19 protein-coding genes and 1 pseudogene are annotated in these 19,159 nt (G+C 59.6%); 17 read left to right on the forward strand and 3 right to left on the reverse strand.

Going from position 1 to position 19,159, the window contains the following annotated elements:
* Window positions 1-60 precede the first annotated feature (60 nt).
* From ACRER8_RS00250 to ACRER8_RS00270, 5 genes are all read left to right on the forward strand, one after another.
* Entirely contained in the window at window positions 61-438 is a 378-nt protein-coding gene (locus ACRER8_RS00250; RefSeq protein ID WP_431744402.1) for a gamma-butyrobetaine hydroxylase-like domain-containing protein, read from the forward strand.
* Between the two features lie 351 nt (window positions 439-789).
* Entirely contained in the window at window positions 790-2,469 is a 1,680-nt protein-coding gene (phaC, locus tag ACRER8_RS00255) for a class II poly(R)-hydroxyalkanoic acid synthase (RefSeq protein ID WP_431744379.1), read from the forward strand.
* Between the two features lie 225 nt (window positions 2,470-2,694).
* The gene (gene phaZ, locus ACRER8_RS00260; protein WP_431744380.1) at window positions 2,695-3,549 is read left to right on the forward strand and encodes a poly(3-hydroxyalkanoate) depolymerase; all 855 of its coding nucleotides are present in this window, start codon (window positions 2,695-2,697) and stop codon (window positions 3,547-3,549) included.
* A 190-nt stretch (window positions 3,550-3,739) separates the two neighbouring features.
* Window positions 3,740-5,422 carry a class II poly(R)-hydroxyalkanoic acid synthase gene (gene phaC, locus ACRER8_RS00265; RefSeq protein WP_431744381.1) on the forward strand — a complete coding sequence of 561 codons (1,683 nt, stop codon included), beginning with the start codon at window positions 3,740-3,742 and terminating at the stop codon, window positions 5,420-5,422.
* Between the two features lie 180 nt (window positions 5,423-5,602).
* Window positions 5,603-6,217 (forward strand): TetR/AcrR family transcriptional regulator, encoded by a 615-nt coding sequence (locus tag ACRER8_RS00270; RefSeq protein ID WP_431744382.1) that lies wholly within the window; start codon window positions 5,603-5,605, stop codon window positions 6,215-6,217.
* A 135-nt stretch (window positions 6,218-6,352) separates the two neighbouring features.
* Here the strand turns inward: ACRER8_RS00270 and ACRER8_RS00275 are convergent, their stop codons facing one another.
* From ACRER8_RS00275 to ACRER8_RS00285, 3 genes are all read right to left on the reverse strand, one after another.
* Window positions 6,353-7,285: a phasin family protein gene (locus ACRER8_RS00275; RefSeq protein WP_431744383.1), complete on the reverse strand. Its 933-nt coding sequence runs from the start codon at window positions 7,283-7,285 to the stop codon at window positions 6,353-6,355.
* Between the two features lie 10 nt (window positions 7,286-7,295).
* Window positions 7,296-7,733, reverse strand: coding sequence for a phasin family protein (locus tag ACRER8_RS00280; protein ID WP_431744384.1), 438 nt, complete (start codon window positions 7,731-7,733; stop codon window positions 7,296-7,298).
* A gap of 292 nt (window positions 7,734-8,025) precedes the next feature.
* A complete protein-coding gene (locus ACRER8_RS00285) occupies window positions 8,026-8,304 on the reverse strand; it encodes a polyhydroxyalkanoic acid system family protein (protein WP_431744385.1) in 279 nt (92 codons plus the stop codon).
* A 141-nt stretch (window positions 8,305-8,445) separates the two neighbouring features.
* Between ACRER8_RS00285 and ubiE the strand changes: the two genes are divergently transcribed.
* From ubiE to ACRER8_RS00345, 12 genes and pseudogenes are all read left to right on the forward strand, one after another.
* The gene (gene ubiE, locus ACRER8_RS00290; protein WP_110951120.1) at window positions 8,446-9,216 is read left to right on the forward strand and encodes a bifunctional demethylmenaquinone methyltransferase/2-methoxy-6-polyprenyl-1,4-benzoquinol methylase UbiE; all 771 of its coding nucleotides are present in this window, start codon (window positions 8,446-8,448) and stop codon (window positions 9,214-9,216) included.
* Complete coding sequence (locus ACRER8_RS00295; RefSeq protein WP_431744386.1) at window positions 9,216-9,839, forward strand: ubiquinone biosynthesis accessory factor UbiJ; 624 nt, start codon at window positions 9,216-9,218, stop codon at window positions 9,837-9,839. Before ubiE ends, ACRER8_RS00295 begins: the two co-directional genes overlap by 1 nt.
* Window positions 9,836-11,458 (forward strand): ubiquinone biosynthesis regulatory protein kinase UbiB, encoded by a 1,623-nt coding sequence (gene ubiB, locus ACRER8_RS00300; protein ID WP_431744387.1) that lies wholly within the window; start codon window positions 9,836-9,838, stop codon window positions 11,456-11,458. Before ACRER8_RS00295 ends, ubiB begins: the two co-directional genes overlap by 4 nt.
* Window positions 11,459-11,514: 56 nt before the next feature.
* Window positions 11,515-11,907, forward strand: coding sequence for a phosphoribosyl-AMP cyclohydrolase (gene hisI / locus ACRER8_RS00305; RefSeq protein ID WP_431744388.1), 393 nt, complete (start codon window positions 11,515-11,517; stop codon window positions 11,905-11,907).
* A gap of 2 nt (window positions 11,908-11,909) precedes the next feature.
* Window positions 11,910-12,242 (forward strand): phosphoribosyl-ATP diphosphatase, encoded by a 333-nt coding sequence (locus ACRER8_RS00310; protein WP_120127893.1) that lies wholly within the window; start codon window positions 11,910-11,912, stop codon window positions 12,240-12,242.
* Between the two features lie 43 nt (window positions 12,243-12,285).
* On the forward strand, window positions 12,286-12,558 hold the full coding sequence (locus ACRER8_RS00315) for a twin-arginine translocase TatA/TatE family subunit (protein ID WP_110950908.1): 273 nt from the start codon (window positions 12,286-12,288) through the stop codon (window positions 12,556-12,558).
* Between the two features lie 10 nt (window positions 12,559-12,568).
* Complete coding sequence (gene tatB, locus ACRER8_RS00320) at window positions 12,569-13,111, forward strand: Sec-independent protein translocase protein TatB (protein ID WP_431744389.1); 543 nt, start codon at window positions 12,569-12,571, stop codon at window positions 13,109-13,111.
* On the forward strand, window positions 13,108-13,902 hold the full coding sequence (tatC, locus tag ACRER8_RS00325) for a twin-arginine translocase subunit TatC (protein ID WP_431744390.1): 795 nt from the start codon (window positions 13,108-13,110) through the stop codon (window positions 13,900-13,902). The genes tatB and tatC overlap by 4 nt, the downstream gene beginning before the upstream one ends.
* The gene (locus tag ACRER8_RS00330) at window positions 13,899-14,606 is read left to right on the forward strand and encodes a 16S rRNA (uracil(1498)-N(3))-methyltransferase (protein WP_431744391.1); all 708 of its coding nucleotides are present in this window, start codon (window positions 13,899-13,901) and stop codon (window positions 14,604-14,606) included. Before tatC ends, ACRER8_RS00330 begins: the two co-directional genes overlap by 4 nt.
* A 295-nt stretch (window positions 14,607-14,901) precedes the next feature.
* Window positions 14,902-15,915: pseudogene (locus tag ACRER8_RS00335) on the forward strand (methyl-accepting chemotaxis protein); the annotation flags it as partial.
* A 198-nt stretch (window positions 15,916-16,113) separates the two neighbouring features.
* Window positions 16,114-16,818 (forward strand): methyl-accepting chemotaxis protein, encoded by a 705-nt coding sequence (locus ACRER8_RS00340; protein ID WP_431744403.1) that lies wholly within the window; start codon window positions 16,114-16,116, stop codon window positions 16,816-16,818.
* 276 nt (window positions 16,819-17,094) lie between these two features.
* Window positions 17,095-19,038 carry a methyl-accepting chemotaxis protein gene (locus ACRER8_RS00345; RefSeq protein WP_431744392.1) on the forward strand — a complete coding sequence of 648 codons (1,944 nt, stop codon included), beginning with the start codon at window positions 17,095-17,097 and terminating at the stop codon, window positions 19,036-19,038.
* Window positions 19,039-19,159: the final 121 nt, after the last annotated feature.

Below are 19,159 nucleotides of genomic sequence, written 5' to 3' on the forward strand. Positions count from 1 at the left end.
CCGTTACGCCGTATTCGCCAGCAAGCCGGCTCCTACAATGCTCAGCGCAAGGCCTATCTGATGAGTCGAATCCCTTCCGCCATCCAGCTTCATAAAGCCTCGAAAATTCTCACGTTGAAATATGGCCGCGGTGAGGAATACCACTTGCCCGCCGAATTTCTTCGCGTGCATTCGCCTTCCGCGGAGGTCCAGGGCCACGGCAAGCCGATTCTGCAATTCGGCAAGCTGGGGGTCGGTTTGAGCAAAATAGAACCGGCCGGTCAGTACGCACTGAAACTGACCTTCGACGATGGTCATGACAGCGGATTGTTCACTTGGGAATACCTTGAGCAATTGGCACAACGCCAGGAGCAGCTATGGGACGACTACCTGGCCGAACTCAAAGCCGCCGGCAAATCTCGTGACCCTTCCGAGCAAGTCGTTCGACTCATGCTCTAAGCCGCCGCTCTAGGCCGCCACTTGGCGTTTTAGGACGTGCTTTCTAATTCCATTTGTTTCAATGCTCCGCGCAGCGGCCAATGACTGGCCCTGCTTGCGATTTTTTTAAATCTCGCGTAACCAATGATTTTGGCAGGCTCTGTGCAAAAGCCAGTTGCGTCGCAGCTTTGCACAAACCCGTCGGTGTGAACGCAGCAGTCGCAGGAAGCCATACGAAATTCGGTGTCTTGCATAAGGAGCGTTCACACCCGTTGTGTTAATCATCGGTCACCCGAGAGCAGTACTGGCGTTTGCCCGTGGTGTGTTTCGCAGGGATGCCAGTGCTCGTCTCAGGACAATGGAGCGTCGTAGATGAGTAACAAGAGTAATGATGACCTGCCGCGTCAAGCCTCTGAACACACCTTGGGGTTGAACCCTGTCGTAGGCGTGCGGCGCAAGGATTTGCTCACCACGGCACGCATGGTATTGACCCAGGCCATCAGGCAACCCTTCCACAGCGCCAAGCACGTGGCCCATTTCGGGCTGGAGCTGAAAGATGTCCTGCTCGGCAAATCCACGCTGCTCCCCGACAATGACGACCGCCGCTTCGTCGATCCGGCCTGGAGCCAGAACCCGCTCTATCGCCGTTATCTGCAGACTTACCTGGCTTGGCGCAAGGAGCTGCATCACTGGATCGACGACAGCAACCTCCCCGATCAGGACATCAGCCGCGGACACTTCGTGATCAACCTCCTGACCGAAGCCATGTCGCCCACCAATGGCGTGGCCAACCCGGCGGCGGTCAAACGTTTTTTCGAAACGGGCGGCAAAAGTATTCTCGACGGCCTGTCACATCTGGCAAAGGATCTGGTGAACAACGGCGGCCTGCCGAGCCAGGTCAACATGGACGCCTTCGAGGTCGGCAAGAACCTGGGCACTACCGAAGGCGCCGTGGTGTTTCGCAACGACTTGCTGGAGCTGATCCAGTACAAGCCGATCACCGAGCAGGTTTTCGAGCGGCCACTGTTGGTGGTGCCACCGCAGATCAACAAATTCTACGTTTTCGACCTCAGCCAGGAGAAAAGCCTGGCGCGCTTCTGTCTGCGCAACAACGTGCAGACGTTCATCATCAGCTGGCGCAACCCGACCAAGGCGCAGCGCGAGTGGGGCCTGTCGACCTACATCGACGCCGTGAAGGAGGCCGTGGATGTGGTTTGCAAGATCACCGGCAGCAAGGACGTGAACATGCTGGGCGCCTGCTCCGGCGGCATTACCTGTACCGCGCTGCTGGGTCACTACGCAGCCCTGGGCGAGCAGAAGGTCAATGCGCTGACCCTGCTGGTCAGCGTGCTGGACACGACCCTCGACACCCAGGTTGCGCTGTTCGTCGATGAGCAGACCCTGGAGTCGGCCAAGCGCCATTCGTATCAAGCGGGCGTGCTCGAAGGCAAGGACATGGCCAAAGTCTTCGCCTGGATGCGGCCCAACGATCTGATCTGGAATTACTGGGTCAACAACTACCTGCTGGGCAATGAACCGCCGGTATTCGACATCCTGTTCTGGAACAACGACACCACCCGTCTGCCAGCCGCGTTTCATGGTGACTTGATCGAGATGTTCAAGAACAATCCATTGATTCGCCCGAACGCGTTGGAGGTCTGCGGCACGCCGATCGATCTCAAGCAGGTCAAAAGCGACATCTTCTGCCTTGCGGGCACCAACGATCACATTACGCCGTGGGTGTCGTGCTACAAGTCGGCACGACTGTTCGGCGGCAAGACCGAGTTCGTGCTGTCCAACAGCGGGCATATCCAGAGCATTCTGAACCCGCCGGGCAACCCGAAGGCGCGCTACATGACCAACCCGGACATGCCGGAAGACGCCAGCAAATGGCAGGAAGACGCGAGCAAACACACCGACTCCTGGTGGCTGCACTGGCAGGCCTGGCAGGCAGAGCGCTCCGGCAAACTGAAAAAATCTCCCGCTGCACTGGGCAACAAGGCGTATCCAGCGGGTGAGGCTGCCCCTGGGACTTATGTGCATGAGAGATAAGAATGGAGACGCCCCCCGCCGATTATCTGTAGGGGCCTGCACGATGGTGAGACAGGCCCACATCCTGTGGGAGCGAGTTCATTCGCGATTGGCCCGGGCATCCGAAACAGAGATGTCGTCCGTCGCATCTTTCGCCAATGAATTCGCTCCCACACAGGTTCGCCTTCGCCTGATATCGCGTCGCCAGGATGCAGTCACCGGCGTTTAACCAACAGGGCTTCGCGCATGCCGCAACCGTTCGTATTTCGCACCATCGATCTGGATGGCCACAACATCCGCACCGCGGTGCGCCCCGGCAAGAGTCATCTCACGCCGCTGCTGATCTTCAACGGCATCGGCGCCAACCTGGAGTTGGTGTTTCCCTTCGTCGACGCGCTGGACCCGGATCTTGAAGTCATCGCCTTCGACGTGCCCGGCGTCGGTGGCTCGTCGACGCCGAGGCGCCCCTATCGTTTCCGCGGCCTGGCCAAACTGGCAGCGCGGATGCTCGATTATCTGGATTACGGGCAGGTCAATGCGATCGGCGTCTCGTGGGGTGGTGCGCTGGCCCAGCAGTTCGCTCACGACTATCCCGAACGCTGCAAAAAACTGGTGCTGGCGGCAACAGCGGCAGGCGCGGTGATGGTGCCCGGCAAACCCAAAGTGCTGTGGATGATGGCAAGCCCCAGACGCTATATCCAGCCTTCGCACGTGATTCGCATTGCCCCGGAAATCTACGGCGGTGCGTTCCGACGCGACGTGAATCTTGCTGCCAGTCACGCGGCCAAAGTTCGTTCATCCGGCAAGCTGGGCTATTACTGGCAACTATTCGCGGGCATGGGCTGGACCAGCATCCACTGGCTGCACAAGATTCGTCAGCCGACCCTGGTGCTGGCCGGTGACGACGATCCGTTGATTCCGCTGATCAATATGCGACTACTGGCCTGGCGTATCCCTAATGCCCAGCTACACATAATCGACGATGGTCACTTGTTTTTGATCACCCGAGCCGAGGCCGTCGCGCCGATCATCATGAAGTTCCTTGCGCAAGAACGGCAGCGCGCCGTCATGCATCCTCAACCCGCACCGATCGTGCGATAGCTCTGAAAGGATTCAACGGAGCCCCGAAGGATTGTGCCGGGATCGGTAGGGTCCTGTTTCGAGCATAAAAGAAGTCGCTCACTGTCTGCGTTATCGGCGGGATTGCCTAGGCGTAGAACAGCGCACCACTGCCGGAATCCAGGGGTGCGCAGGTGTATTTGCTGGTGGTCTGACGAAGGAGTGTTGATCCATGCGAGAAAAACCGGCGAAGAATATCTATCCGACGCCCGCGATCTACATCAATGCGCAAAGCGCGATTACCGGCCTGCGCGGTCGAGACCTGTTGTCGACTTTGCGCAGCGTGGCGCTGCAGGGTCTCAAGCATCCGGTCTACACCGCTCGCCATGCGCTTGCCCTTGGCGGCCAGCTCGGTCGAGTGATGCTGGGCGATACGCCTCATCAGCCGCATCCCCATGACACCCGCTTCAGCGACCCGACCTGGGCCCACAATCCGCTGTACCGTCGCGGCTTACAGGCTTATCTGAGTTGGCAGCATCAGGTGCGTGACTGGATCGACCACAGCGACCTGCCCGAGGACGACCGCTCCCGTGCGCAGTTTATCTTTTCTCTGCTCAACGACGCTCTTTCCCCAACCAACACCCTCCTCAACCCGCTGGCCGTCAAAGAGCTGTTCAACACCGGCGGCACCAGCGTGGTAAAGGGTTTGAGCCACATGCTCGACGATTTCATGCACAACAACGGCCTGCCCAGCCAGACCACCCAGGATGCCTTCGAGATTGGTCGCACCCTGGCCGTGACGCCCGGCGCAGTGGTGTTTCGCAACGAACTGCTGGAGTTGATCCAGTATTCGCCGATGAGCGAAAAGCAGTACGCGCGCCCGCTGCTGATCGTGCCGCCGCAAATCAACAAGTTCTACATTTTCGACCTCAGCCCGAGCAACAGCTTCGTCCAGTACGCGCTGAAAAATGGCCTGCAGACCTTCATCATCAGTTGGCGCAACCCGGATGTTCGTCATCGCGAATGGGGGCTTTCCAGTTATGTTCAGGCGGCCGAAGAAGCGATGAATGTCTGTCGGGCAATCACCGGCGCGCGTGAGGTGAACCTGATGGGCGCCTGCGCAGGCGGCTTGACCATCGCTGCGTTGCAGGGCCATTTGCAGGCCAAGCGGCAGATGCGCAGGGTGTCCAGCGCGAGTTATCTGGTGAGCCTGCTGGATAGCCAGATCGAAAGCCCGGCGACGCTGTTCATTGACGAACAGACGCTGGAGGCGGCCAAACGTCGCTCTTACCAGCGCGGCGTGCTGGATGGGCGCGACTTGGCCAAGGTATTCGCCTGGATGCGCCCCAACGATCTGATCTGGACCTATTGGGTCAACAATTACCTGGTGGGCAAGGCGCCGCCGCCATTCGACATTCTCTACTGGAACAACGACAGCACGCGCCTGCCTGCAGCCCTGCATGGTGATCTGCTGGACTTCTTCAAGCACAATCCGCTGACCCATCCCGGCGGCCTGGAAGTGTGCGGCACGCCGATCGATCTGCAGAAGGTGACGGTGGACAGCTTCAGCGTCGCCGGTATCAACGACCACATCACGCCGTGGGACGTGGTCTATCGCTCAGCCCTGCTGCTGGGCGGCGACAGGCGTTTTCTGCTGGCCAACAGCGGCCATGTGCAAAGCATTCTTTGCCCCCCAGGCAACCCGAAAGCCAACTTTGTCGAGAACGGCAAACTGAGCAGCGACCCGCGGGCCTGGTTCTACGACGCCAAGCGCACCGATGGCAGCTGGTGGCCAAGCTGGCTGAGCTGGATTCAGCAGCGCTCGGGCACTCAACGCGAAACCCTGACGGCGCTGGGCAACCAGGACTATCCGCCGATGGAAGCAGCGCCGGGGACTTATGTGCGCGTTCGTTGAATGCCCCAAGCCTATGCTTGGAGGCACCACTCCGTGGGAGCGAATTCATTCGCGAAAGATGCGCCAGGCAGCGCTTATGTGTCGATCAGACCCGGCCTCTGGAGAATGAATTCGCTCCCACAATTGACTTGCTGCGCTGCTGATAACGCAACCCGATCTGACGTGAACTAAGAAAACCGGATGAAGACCCGCGACCGCATACTCGAATGCGCCCTGCTGCTGTTCAATCAGCAAGGCGAACCCAACGTTTCGACACTGGAAATCGCCAACGATCTGGAGATCAGCCCCGGCAATCTCTATTACCACTTCCACGGCAAGGAGCCGCTGGTGATGGAGCTGTTCGAGCGCTTTCAAAACGAACTCGCGCCACTGCTTGATCCTCCAGCCGATGCACGTCTGGATGCCGAGGATTACTGGCTGTTCCTGCACCTGATCGTCGAACGCCTATCCCAGTACCGTTTCCTGTTCCAGGACCTCTCGAACCTCGCCAGCCGTTTGCCCAGGCTGGCACGCGGCATTCGTCATCTGCTCAATTCGATTAAACGCACCCTCGCCTCGTTGCTGGCACGCCTGAAGGCCGAGGGCCAAGTCACCAGCGACACTCAGGCGCTGGGGCAATTGGTCGAACAGATCACCATGACCTTGTTGTTTTCCCTGGACTACCAACGGATCCTCGCCCGCGAAGGCGAAACCCGCGTGGTGGTTTACCAGATCATGATGCTCGTCGCCCCTCACCTGAAACCGGGCGCAAGGCATGCGGCTGAGCAGCTGGCGTTGCATTATCTGGAGGAGTGAATTTCCAAGGTGAGCTCGACTGCTTTTGACTCTGGCCGGACTCCTACGCCTCCGGGCAGAAGCCGCTTCAACTTCAAAAATACAAAAAGCCCGACCTGCTCTCACAGATCGGGCTTCGCCCTTGCCTGCCGAAAATCAGGCCTGGCCGGAAGGTGCCGGCGCGCTGGAGTTGGTCGACGCCGCAGATGAAGCGGTCGGTGCCGGTGTTGCCGGTGCAGCGCTCGCGGCGGGGGCCGGAGTGGAAGCTGTCGCCGGGTTAGCGCTTGTGGCGGGCTTCGCTGTAGCAGGCTTTTTGGCTGCTGGCGGCTTCTTCGCCGCTGCAGGTTTCGCGGCTGGCTTGGTAGCGGGTTTGGCCGCTGCCGCTGGTTTCACCGCTGATTTGGCGGCCGGCTTCGCTGCCGCCTTGGCCGCAGGTTTCGCAGCGACACTTTTCGCTTTGGCTGCCGTAGAGGCCGCTACTTTCGACGCCGCCGCTACCGGTTTGGCCGCGACCTTGGACGCGGTCTTGGCAACTGCCGGCTTGGCCGCTGCAGTTTTGCTGGCGGCGGTGCTCGCTGCCTTGGCAACCGGTTTGGCTGCCGCCTTGGCCAGTGGCTTGGCGGGGGTTTTAGCTACCGGCTTTGCCGCAGGTTTGGCCGCCGCGGTTTTCGATACCGATGCGACCGAAGCGCCAGTCAACTTCTCGATTTGTCGGGTCAGCAGATCCACTTTGCTGTGCAGGGCTTTGACTTCATTGCGGCTCGGCACACCCAGGCGAGAGATGGCGCTGTTAAGACGCTTGTCGAAAGCCCCTTCCAGTTCTCCCCATTTGCCCAGCGCGAGATCCTTCACGTCACCAACGCGGGACTTGGTGGAAGTCTTGGCTGTATCGACAGACTTGCCAACAGTGGCCTTGGTCTCCTTCTCGGCCTTTTCACCATCCTTGACCAGCGTTTCGAAAAGCTTACTGCCGTCATTGCTAATCTTTGAGTAAGCGCCTAAACCAGCTAGCCAGATCTGGCGCGAGTATTTCTCTACGCCACCCATCCAGGAGCTGCCTTCTTTTAAGGTTTTCTTCTTGCCAGCCATCCCGCTCTCCTTATTGTTTACGCGCGACACGTTCAAGCAATGCCGTCAGCTCATCGAGCTTAGCAGACAGTGTTTCAACATCATGTTTAGACGGTATGCCAATGCGATTCAAGGCGCTGGCCACGCGGCGGTCGAACGCACTTTCGATTTTGTCGATGTGTACCTCCACGCGTCCCTTGGCTCTGGTCACGTCGCTCTCGACCTCGGCCCTGACCGAATCGATTTCGCTATTGGCCGCCTCGACCTTTTCGTCGATGGCTTTCCTGGCTTTCTTTTCAGTCTGCTCGCCGGTCTTGATCAGATCCTTGACGTACTCGGCCCCTTCCTGTCCCGCCTTCACGTAAGCGCCCAGGCCTGCGAGCCAGATCTTGCGTGCATAAAGACGAACGTCCGAGAAGGTCTTCGCTTCTTCGGCTTGGAGTTTTTTCTTGAGTATCGCTTTGGCCATGGTGCACCTCACGCTCGAAAGGGATAGGAGGAACCACCCCTAAATGGGGCATCGGCACAAGGTAGAGGGAAAAATTAGAAAGCTCACCCTAGGTTGGGTGGCGTTGAGGAGACAAGGTAATGGTAGGAGCCGGCTTGCTGGCGAACGCGGGGTGTCATTCACATCCGCGGTGCCTATGTACCGAGTTCGCCAGCAAGCCGGCTCCTACAAAGGGATTGTGGTGTGTCAGGTGCAGCTGCCGCGCCTGATGCGCCGCATTCGCCAACAAGCCGGTTCCTGCAAAGGGCTTGCGTTATGCAGCCAGCGCCTTGTCCAGCTGCCGCTCGACCTCGGACTGAATCGTGCTGCTCATGGCCGAAAGGAAGAAATTCAGTTCGATACTGACCCGCACCAATGCGTCCTCGACCTCAACGGTGCCTTTGGCGCCCTTGCCTTCCAGCGACACAGTGTCGCCCTCCCAACTGTGCTCGATGCCATATTTGTCGCCCAACTTCTCGGCCAACAACTCGGCTTTCTCCCGAGCCTTGTCCTTACCCAGTGCATGCGGGCGTTCTACGGTAATTCGGGCCATGGATGGGCTCCTTCATCGAGGTAAATCGTCGGGCCACTATACCAGCGGCGCTCTGTGAAGAAACTGTTGGCGGTGAGCCTTGTCAAGACAAAGCCAGCCCCGACGATTAGAATGGCCGCACTTTATTCCGGTGACAGCGATATGAACGATCCGCGCAAAGGCAGCGATGCCGAACCCACCACCCACTTCGGCTACAAAACCGTTGCGGAAAGCCAAAAGGCCGAGAAAGTCGCCGAGGTTTTCCACTCCGTTGCCGCCAAGTACGACCTGATGAACGACGTGCTGTCCGGTGGCATGCACCGCCTCTGGAAGCGTTTCACCATTGAGCTTTCCGGTGTGCGTACCGGCAACCGCGTGCTGGACATCGCAGGCGGTACCGGCGATCTGGCGAAGAAGTTTTCCCATCTGGTCGGCCCGACCGGTGAAGTCGTACTCGCCGATATCAACGCCTCGATGCTCAAGGTCGGTCGCGACCGCCTGCTCGATCGCGGTGTGGCCGGCAACATCAAGTTCGTTCAGGCGGATGCTGAAAAGCTGCCGTTCCCGGACAACCATTTCGACTGCGTGACCATCGCCTTCGGCCTGCGCAACGTCACCCACAAGGAAGACGCCATCCGCTCGATGCTGCGCGTGCTCAAGCCCGGCGGTCGCCTGTTGGTGCTGGAATTTTCCAAGCCGACCAACAAGGTCATGTCCAAGGTATACGACGCTTACTCGTTCGCGTTCATGCCGCTGGCGGGCAAGCTGATCACCAACGATTCGGAAAGCTATCGCTATCTGGCCGAATCGATCCGCATGCATCCGGATCAGGAAACCCTGAAGTCGATGATGGTAGAAGCCGGTTTCGACCGCGTGACCTACCACAACATGACCTCCGGCATCGTCGCCCTGCATCGCGGCATCAAACCCTGATGCTGATCAGCGGCTTGCTCGCCAGCGTCGAGCACGGCATCAATCGTGTGCTGCAGATGGACAGCACCGCGTTGCCACGCCTTGACCGGCTGAGCGGCAAGGTGATTGCGGTCGAGTGCACCAGTCCTGCGTTTCACCTGCACATCCTGCCCAGCGATGAGGGCCTGATGCTGGCCACGCGCTGGGAGGCAGGCGCCGATGTAACCTTACGCGCGCCAGCCGCAAGCTTGATGCGCCTGGCGTTGAGCAAAGACAAGAACGCTGTACTGCATAGCCCGGAAGTCGAGCTGGATGGCGAAAGCGCTGTGCTGCTGGAGCTGGTGAGCGTGCTTCAGGATCTGGATCTGGACTGGGAATACGAGCTGCAACGCTGGCTCGGCCCGGTTGCCACGCCGCTGATTGGTGGCCATCTACGCAACAGCGCACGCTGGACCAGCGACAGCTTCGCCAGTCTGAGCCATAACCTGGCCGAGTATCTGGCAGAAGAATCACGCACGCTGGTCGGCAAACGCGAGGCAGAAGCCCGCTTCGCCGAACTGGATCAGACCAAACAAGACCTGGAACGCCTCGAAGCCCGCTTCGAGCGTCTGGCCCAATCCCTCAAATCCAGCGATAACGCATGAGCCTGCTTGCCATCCGCCGCCTGTTTCGCATCCAGCGTGTCGTAATCCGTTACCGCCTCGATGACCTGCTGTTTGCCCTGCCGCTGCCCTGGTGGTTGCTCGCCGTGCGCTTCGTGTTGCCGTGGCGATGGATTCCGCGACGCAAGAGCGAGCTGACCCGTGGCGCGCGCCTGCGTCTTGCGTTGCAGGATCTGGGGCCGATCTTCATCAAGTTCGGCCAGTTGCTTTCGACCCGGCGCGACCTGCTGCCCGAAGACATCGCCGACGAGCTGATGCTGCTGCAGGACCGTGTGCCGCCCTTCGAATCCGAGAAGGCCATCGCCCTGATCGAATCACAGCTGGGCGCGAAGATCAGCCAGGTATTCAGCCGCTTCGACGTCGCGCCGCTGGCCTCGGCCTCTGTCGCGCAGGTTCACGCCGCGCAATTGAAGACTGGCGAAGAAGTGGTGGTGAAAGTCGTACGCCCTGGCTTGAAACCGATCATCGGTTCCGACCTCGCCTGGCTGTTCATCCTCGCGAAAATTGCCGAGCGCCTGTCAGCCGACGCCCGTCTGCTGCACCCGGTGGATGTGGTCGCCGACTACGAAAAGACCATTTACGACGAACTCGATCTTCTGCGCGAAGCGGCCAACTCCAGCCAGCTGCGCCGCAACTTCGAAGGCTCGACCATGCTGTATGTGCCCCAGGTTTATTGGGACTGGTGCCGCCCGAAAGTGCTGGTGATGGAGCGAATCTACGGCGTTCAGGTCACGGACCTGGCGACCCTTGCCGATCAGCGCACCGACATGAAGAAGCTCGCCGAGCGCGGTGTGGAGCTGTTTTTCACCCAGGTGTTCCGCGACAGTTTTTTCCATGCCGACATGCACCCTGGCAACATCTTCGTCAGCACGGTCACGCCCTGGGATCCGCAATACATCGCCATCGACTGCGGCATCGTCGGCAGTCTGACCCCGGAAGACCAGGACTATCTGGCACGCAACCTGTTTGCCTTCTTCAAGCGCGACTATCGTCGTGTGGCCCAGTTGCACATCGATTCGGGCTGGGTGCCGGCGGAAACCAAGCTCAATGAGTTCGAAGCCGCGATCCGCACCGTGTGCGAGCCGATTTTCGAGAAGCCGCTCAAGGATATTTCCTTCGGTCAGGTACTGATGCGCCTGTTCCAGACCGCGCGCCGTTTCAACATGGAAGTGCAGCCGCAACTGGTGCTGCTGCAGAAAACCCTGCTCAACATCGAGGGGCTGGGTCGTCAGCTGTACCCGGAACTGGACCTGTGGAGCACCGCGCAGCCGTTTCTGGAGCGCTGGATGCGCGAACGTGTCAGCCCCAAGGCGCTGATCGGCAACTTGCAATCGCAGGTCGAGCAGATTCCGCATCTGGCCAACATGACCCGCGACCTGCTCGAACGCCTGTCGCAGCCGCACACCTACGATCGTCCTCCGCCCTATTCGCATCACAAGGGTGATCATTGGGCTCTGCGTCTGATCGGTGCCGGGCTGCTGGCCGGTGGCGTGGTTCTGGCCACCGCGCACACTCAGTCAGGTGATGAGCTGATGGCGATCAGCGCCTGGCCTGCCCTGCTGATGCTGGTCGCGGGGCTCTATCTGGTCGTTCGCCGATAGCCATCGGCGGTTGCCGCTGGCACACTAACCCATCCACACATCGGCCGGAGCCGACGATGAAAGACTGGCTGGACGAGATTAAATGGGACAGCGACGGTTTGGTCCCGGCGATTGCGCAGGACCACAAAACCGGGCGCGTCCTGATGATGGCCTGGATGAACCGCGAAGCCCTGAGCCTGACCGCCGCCGAAAATCGCGCCATCTACTGGTCGCGTTCGCGTGGCAAATTGTGGCGTAAAGGCGAAGAATCAGGTCACGTGCAGAAGCTTCACGAACTGCGACTGGACTGTGACGCCGACGTCATAATCCTCATGGTCGAGCAGATCGGCGGCATCGCCTGCCATACCGGCCGGGAGAGCTGCTTTTATCGTGTCTACGACGATGCAGGCTGGAAAACCGTGGACCCGGTGCTGAAAGACCCGCAAGCCATTTATCAAGCAGGACACTGAACATGACTGATACCTTGTCTCGCCTGGCTCAGGTGCTCGAAGAGCGCAAAGGCGCGGCTGCCGACTCATCCTACGTCGCCAGTCTCTATCACAAGGGACTGAACAAGATTCTGGAGAAGGTCGGCGAAGAGTCGGTCGAAACCATCATCGCCGCCAAGGACGCCGCCATTAGCGGTGATTGCAGCGATGTCATCTACGAAACGGCGGACTTGTGGTTCCATAGCCTGGTAATGCTTGCCGCGCTCGGCCAACATCCACAAGCCGTACTCGATGAACTGGACCGCCGTTTCGGGCTGTCCGGCCACGCCGAAAAAGCTGCTCGCTCGGCGGACTAAACACCGGGCCCGAGGGCCCTGAATTTCTTGTGAGGAACGTGTCATGGGCATTTTTGACTGGAAACACTGGATCGTCATTCTTGTGGTCGTCGTACTGATCTTCGGCACCAAGAAACTCAAGAACCTGGGCACCGACGTGGGCGAGTCGATCAAGGGCTTTCGCAAGGCCATGAACGATGACGAGAAAGGCCCTGAACAACCGCCGGTACAACCACAGCCGACCGCGCAGCCAACGCCACCGACTCAGCCGCTGCATCAGCCGCACACCATCGACGGCACTGCGCAGAAAGTCGAAGAGCCCATCCGTAAAGACTAGGTCGTGACGCATGTTTGGTATCAGCTTCTCTGAATTGCTGCTGGTCGGTCTCGTTGCCCTGCTGGTTCTGGGTCCCGAGCGCCTGCCGGGCGCAGCGCGTACAGCCGGCCTCTGGGTCGGGCGTCTGAAACGCAGCTTCAATGCGATCAAACAGGAAGTTGAGCGCGAAATCGGCGCCGATGAAATTCGTCGCCAATTGCATAACGAACACATTCTTTCGCTGGAAGAGGAAGCGCGCAAAATCATGCAGCCGCAGCAGCTGCATCAACCGCCGCAGCCCCCAGCCCCGCCAGTGGTGCAGCCTGTCGCTGAGCCGCCCGTGAGCAGCGAGTCGACTACGCCTGTAATGGGTGCTGCGCCCTCGCCTGGCCCGAGCGCGGACATCGGCCCTGCGGCGCCAGCAGAAAGCGCCTCGGTCACGCCGCCGCCCGCTCATACCGAGCATGCTCAGCCTGCTTCGTCGCCCGCACCAGCCCCGGTGACCACGCCTGCCACTGCCGTGCAGAGCGCGCCTTCCGCCAATGATTCGACACAGCCCCCACGAGCCCCATGAGCGAAATTCCGGAAAACGACCAGCAAATGCCGTTGGTCTCGCACCTCACTGAACTGCGCTCGCGTCTGCTGCGCAGTGTGCTGGCGATCTTCTTGATCTTCGGCGCGCTGTTCTATTTCACGCAGAAGATCTACACCTTCGTCTCGGCGCCCCTGCGCAAGTTTCTGCCCGAAGGCGCAACGATGATCGCCACCGATGTGGCCTCGCCGTTCCTGACGCCGTTCAAGCTGACCATGATGGTCGCGCTGTTCCTGGCCATGCCGGTGATCCTGTATCAGATCTGGGGCTTCATCGCGCCTGGGCTGTACAAGCATGAAAAGCGCGTGGCCGTGCCATTGCTGGTCTCCAGCATCATCCTGTTTTATGCCGGGATGGCCTTCGCTTACTTCCTGGTGTTCCCGCTGATTTTCCACTTCTTCGCCAGCGTGACCCCGGAAGGCGTGTCGATGATGACGGATATCTCCAGTTATCTGGATTTCGTCATGACACTGTTCCTGGCATTCGGCGTCGCCTTTGAAATTCCGGTAGCGGTTGTGTTGCTGGTGTGGATCGGCATCGTCGACGTGAAGTACCTGAAGAAGATCCGCCCGTACGTGGTAATCGGTTGCTTCGTGGTCGGCATGATTCTTACCCCGCCGGACATCTTCTCGCAGACCTTGCTCGCCGTGCCGATGTGGCTTTTGTTTGAAATTGGCGTGCTGTGCAGTTCGATGGTGACCAAACGCGGTGACCACGAAGACGACGAGAAAGCCGAGGACGAGCAGGACCAGCCGCCAGCGACCCTGCCGTGAACCTGCTGCTTCTGGAAGAAGCCGACTTTATCTCGGCTGAGCGGGTGATCCTGCGTGATCGACGCCTCAAGCACATGCAAGAAGTGCATCGTTCGGAGGTTGGCGACAGCCTGCGTATCGGGCGCGTGGGCGGCTTGCTCGGCAGCGCGCGGTTATTGCGGCTTGAACCCCATGAAGCCGAACTGACCGTCAGCTTTGATCGCGACCCGCCCGCCAAACTGCCACTGACCCTGGTCCTCGCCCTGCCACGCCCGAAAATGCTGCGCCGGGTGTTTCAGACCGTCGCAACCATGGGCGTATCCAAGGTCATTCTGGTCAACAGCTACCGTGTCGAAAAAAGCTTCTGGCAGACCCCTTTTCTGGAGCCGGCCGCCATTCGCGAGCAGCTGATCCTGGGGTTGGAGCAAGCGCGGGACAGTGTGCTGCCGGAAATCATTATCGAGAAGCGCTTCAAGCCATTCGTCGAAGATCGCCTGCCCGGCATCGTCGAGGGGACACTTGGGTTGGTTGGGCATCCGGGGGATTATCCAGCGTGCCCACGTGCCGTTGAGCGGCCAGTGACGTTGGCAATCGGGCCGGAAGGCGGCTGGATTCCCTACGAAGTCGAATTGCTTCGCACGTCCGGTCTGAACCCCGTTCAGCTCGGCGACCGCATCCTGCGTGTCGAAACGGCCGTCGCTGCCCTCCTTGCTCGGTTGTTCTAAGCCCCCGCTTCCAGTGCCAACACCAACCTTGTAGGAGCCGGCTTGCCGCGAACCCGTCAGGTCAGTCGACGTTGATGCATCTGACCACCGGTTTCGCCAGCAAGCCGGCTCCTACAGGTTTTGAGGCGACCTCCAAAATAGGGCACGGCGCCTATCCCCGTAGCAGCAGGGCTTGCGACTACAGGATGGCGCGCATCGCAGGACTTGGCACAATCGCCCTCAATACGCTGCTTCAGTTTTGATGCCTTTACGCCGATAACCCGATGTCCATAAAAACAATACCCAAGGAACCATCATGTATCGCTGGACTGCCCAAAACCTCGGAAATATCAATGTCGGTCGCAAACTCGGGATCGGGTTCGGGCTGGTTCTGCTGCTGACGCTGATCATTACCGTCACCGGCTGGTCAAGCGTGAAGTCGCTGATTGAGCGTGGCGACAAGCTGGCAACGATTTCGCAGATCAGCGAACAGACGCTGGAACTGCGTGCAGCGCGCATGATTTACGAAGCCCAATCCAACGCGGATTCTGCGAAGGCGGTCATGACCGCGCTGGACAAACTGGACACTGATCTCAAGAGCGCCCACGGCAAGATCGTTACCGGCGACGATTTGAAGCTATTGGACGCCCAGACTCAGGCGGCTGCCGATTACCGCCACGCCTTCGAAGACATGATCAAGGCCATTCAGGTGCGAGACGCCAGCCAAATCAATTTGGGAAGCACAGCCGATGCTGCGGTCGATGAGGTCAACAAGATCGAAGCGGCGCTGATCCAGCACGACAACATCCTGCAATTCAACAGTGCGGTGGGCGTGAGCAAGCAGATTCAGCAGGCACGCTTTCAGGTGCGCGGCTACACCTTCAGTGGCAATCCGGATTTCGAAACCAACGCCAATGCCGCTATCGACGAAGCCGTCATCGGCGTGAACACCTTGGCGGGAGACGTCTCGTCGCAATACATCCCGCAGCTGCAACGGGCGAACCTTGCACTCAAGGGCTATCGCGCGGCGGTGGGTCAGTATCGCGATGCGCAGCAGGTCAGCCATCAGGCGCTGGAGAAGATGACCGGTCTGGGCCAGCAGCTGCTCGATCTCAGCGACAAACTAACTGCCTCGCAAAACGCCAAGCGCGATGCCGACAGCCGTCAGGCGCAATTCATGCTGGGCCTTGTCACAGTGCTGGCCTTGTTCTTCGGCGTGCTGGCAGCTTGGGCCATCACTCGCCAGATCACGCTACCGTTGAAACATACCCTGGCGGCGGTCGATCGCGTGGCATCCGGCGACTTGACCCATAACCTGAATATCGACCGCCGTGACGAGCTGGGGCAGCTGCAAGGCGGTATTCAGCGCATGACCCTCAGCTTGCGCGATCTGATCGGTGGTATCAGCGACAGCGTGACGCAGATCGCCAGTGCTGCCGAGGAACTGTCCGCGGTGACCGAGCAGACCAGCGCAGGGGTCAACAGTCAGAAAGTCGAGACCGATCAGGTCGCCACCGCCATGCATCAGATGGCCGCAACCGTGCAGGAAGTCGCACGTAACGCCGAGGAGGCGTCAGAAGCTGCGGTGGCCGCCGATCAACAGGCACGTGAAGGTGACAAGGTGGTCAACGAAGCCATCGTCCAAATCGAGCGTCTAGCCAGTGAGGTGGGGCACTCCACCGTGGCGATGGGTGAACTCAAGCGCGAAAGCGACAAGATCGGCAGCGTGCTAGATGTGATCAAGTCGGTTGCCCAGCAAACCAACCTGTTGGCGCTCAACGCGGCCATCGAAGCCGCTCGCGCCGGAGAGGCCGGTCGTGGCTTCGCCGTGGTCGCCGATGAGGTTCGCAGCCTTGCTCAGCGCACGCAGAAGTCCACTGAGGAAATCGAGGTGCTTATCGCAGGTCTGCAAAACGGCACGCAGCAAGTGGCGACGATCATGGACAGCAGCCGCGAGTTGACGGTCAGCAGCGTGGACCTGACGCGCCGGGCCGGTCATTCGTTGGAAAGCATTACCCGAACCGTGTCGGCGATCCAGGCGATGAACCAGCAGATTGCCGCTGCCGCCGAGCAACAGAGCGCGACCGCCGAGGAAATCAACCGCAGCGTGCTGAACGTGCGCGATGTGTCCGAGCAGACGTCGGCGGCCAGTGAAGAAACCGCCGCTTCCAGTGTCGAACTGGCGCGATTGGGGACCCATTTGCAAGGGCTGGTCGGGAAATTTCGAGTTTGACGCGGCCTTGCGACCATTGTTGAACCTGTGGGAGGGAGCTTGCTCACGAAGAGGCCAGTACAGTCGCAAAAATTTCAGCGCCTGAAGGTCAGTCTTCGTGAGCAAGCTCACTCCCGCTGGGCAATTGCAGCGGTATCAGAACCTGCCTCATCACCAATGAATCTGTGACCTGCATCACCCCTCCTCCTGCCTCAGAAATCTCCTACACCCCCTTCAGGTCATATCCCCGCCGCTCCTGCCGATGCGCGTTTATCGTTCACCCGCAGGAGATGCACCATGTCGCAAGGAATCAACGGGGCGCTGGCCAACACCAGCGTCAAACTCAAGCTATCGCTGGGATTCGGCCTGGTGTTGCTGCTGACGCTGATCATCACGCTCACCGGATGGCACAGTCTGGACACCATGATAGAACGCTCCGAGTCACTGACTTCGATCGCTCAGCTCAACATGATGACGGAAGACCTGCGCGCCGAACGCATCATCTTTCGCTTGGAAAACACCCCGGCCAGCGCCAAGAGCGTGCGCGATGGTATCAATGAGATCGAAGCGCATCTGACGCTGCTGCGAAAGGACGATCACCCCGCTGACATTCTTGAAATGCTCAACAAACAGAGCGAGACCGTGCGGGCGCTGGAGCAAACTTTCACGAATTTGAACCAGGTGCTGCAAACCCGCGACGCCTCGCGGCTGCAGATAAACAACCTCTCGGACGTGGTGATCAAGGCCGTTGATCAGGTGGAAGGCGACGTACTGAAAGCGGTCAGCGAGGAACAGGACAATAAGGAAAAACTCGACGAATTCACTAATATCCTGCAACTGCGCCGACATGTTCAGGACGCCCAATTCGCCGTTCAAGCCTATCTTTACACCGGCAAAGAGGCGTCTGAGACAGCAGCGGTCGCGGCTATCGACGAAGCGCTCATGGAAGTTGCGCAGATCACGGCAAGCCCCTCCGATACCAATGCCAGCATCCTGATGACCGCCAGATCGGCACTTGAAGACTATCGCGCCCAGCTGAACAGGCTTAGAGAGCTGCAGACCCAGGCCGAAGCCGCCCAAGAGTCGATGGAAGGAATGGGCGACACATTGCTCACGTCCACCAGCGACATCAGCACACTGCAAACCCAGCGCCGCGACAGCGAGGCGGATCGGTCGCGCAGTACCCTGATCGGCGTAGCGTTACTCGCGATCGTGCTGGGTCTGTTGGCAGCGTGGCTGATCACCCGGCAGATCATGGTGCCCTTGCAACAGACCCTGAGCGCCGCCAAAAGAATTTCCGAGGGCGATCTGAGCGTCGACCTGGTCATTCACCGTCATGATGAAATGGGCGGTCTGCAACAGAGTATGCAAGACATGACTTTGCGCTTGCGCACATTGATTGCGGGTATCAGCGACGGAATCACGCAGATCGCCAGCGCGGCTACCCAACTGTCGGCGGTGACCGAACAGACCAGCGCCGGGGTCAATAATCAGAAGCGCGAAACCGATCAGGTCGCCACGGCTATGAATCAGATGACCGCGACCGTGATAGAGGTCGCACGCAACGCGGAAGAAGCCAGCGAAGCCGCGCTACAGGCCGATCAGCAGGCACGGGAGGGCGATAAGGTCGTGGCCGACGCGATTGGCCAGATCGAGCGCCTGGCGATGGAGGTGACCAACTCGACCGACGCGGTCGGCCAGTTGAAGCTGGAAAGCGACAAGATCGGCGGCGTGCTGGATGTAATCAAGTCCGTCTCGCAACAGACCAATCTGCTGGCCCTGAATGCGGCCATCGAAGCGGCGCGGGCCGGGGAAGCCGGCCGCGGTTTCGCGGTGGTCGCTGACGAAGTTCGTAGCCTCGCGCTGCGGACTCAAGAGTCGACCGAGGAAATCGAGCTGCTGATCTCCGCCCTGCAGAGCGGCACTCAACAGGTGGTCAGTACGCTGGATTCCAGCCGAACCCTCACCGACCGCAGCGTCGAACTGAGCCGACGCGCAGGGGCCGCGCTCGAACACATCACTCGAACCGTTTCGACGATCCAGACCATGAACCAGCAGATTGCGACGGCAGGTGAAGAACAAAGCGTGGTCGCCGAACAGATCAACCGCAGCGTGTCGACGGTGCGCGATGTGTCCGAACAGACCGCTGCCGCCAGCGAAGAAACCGCAGCATCGAGCCTGGAGCTGGCTCGATTGGGTACGCATTTGCAGGAGATGGTCGGGAAATTTCGGGTGAGTTGAGGCAAAACCCTCTCTTGTGGAAGCGAATTCATCGCGAAAAAGGGTACATACGGCACAAATTATGGGCTGGGAACCGTTTCGCGAACGAATTCGCTCGCAGGTTTTGCGTCCCCTGCGAAAT

It is taken from the genome of Pseudomonas sp. (assembly GCF_050739935.1).
Taxonomy (GTDB): Bacteria; Pseudomonadota; Gammaproteobacteria; order Pseudomonadales; family Pseudomonadaceae; genus Aquipseudomonas.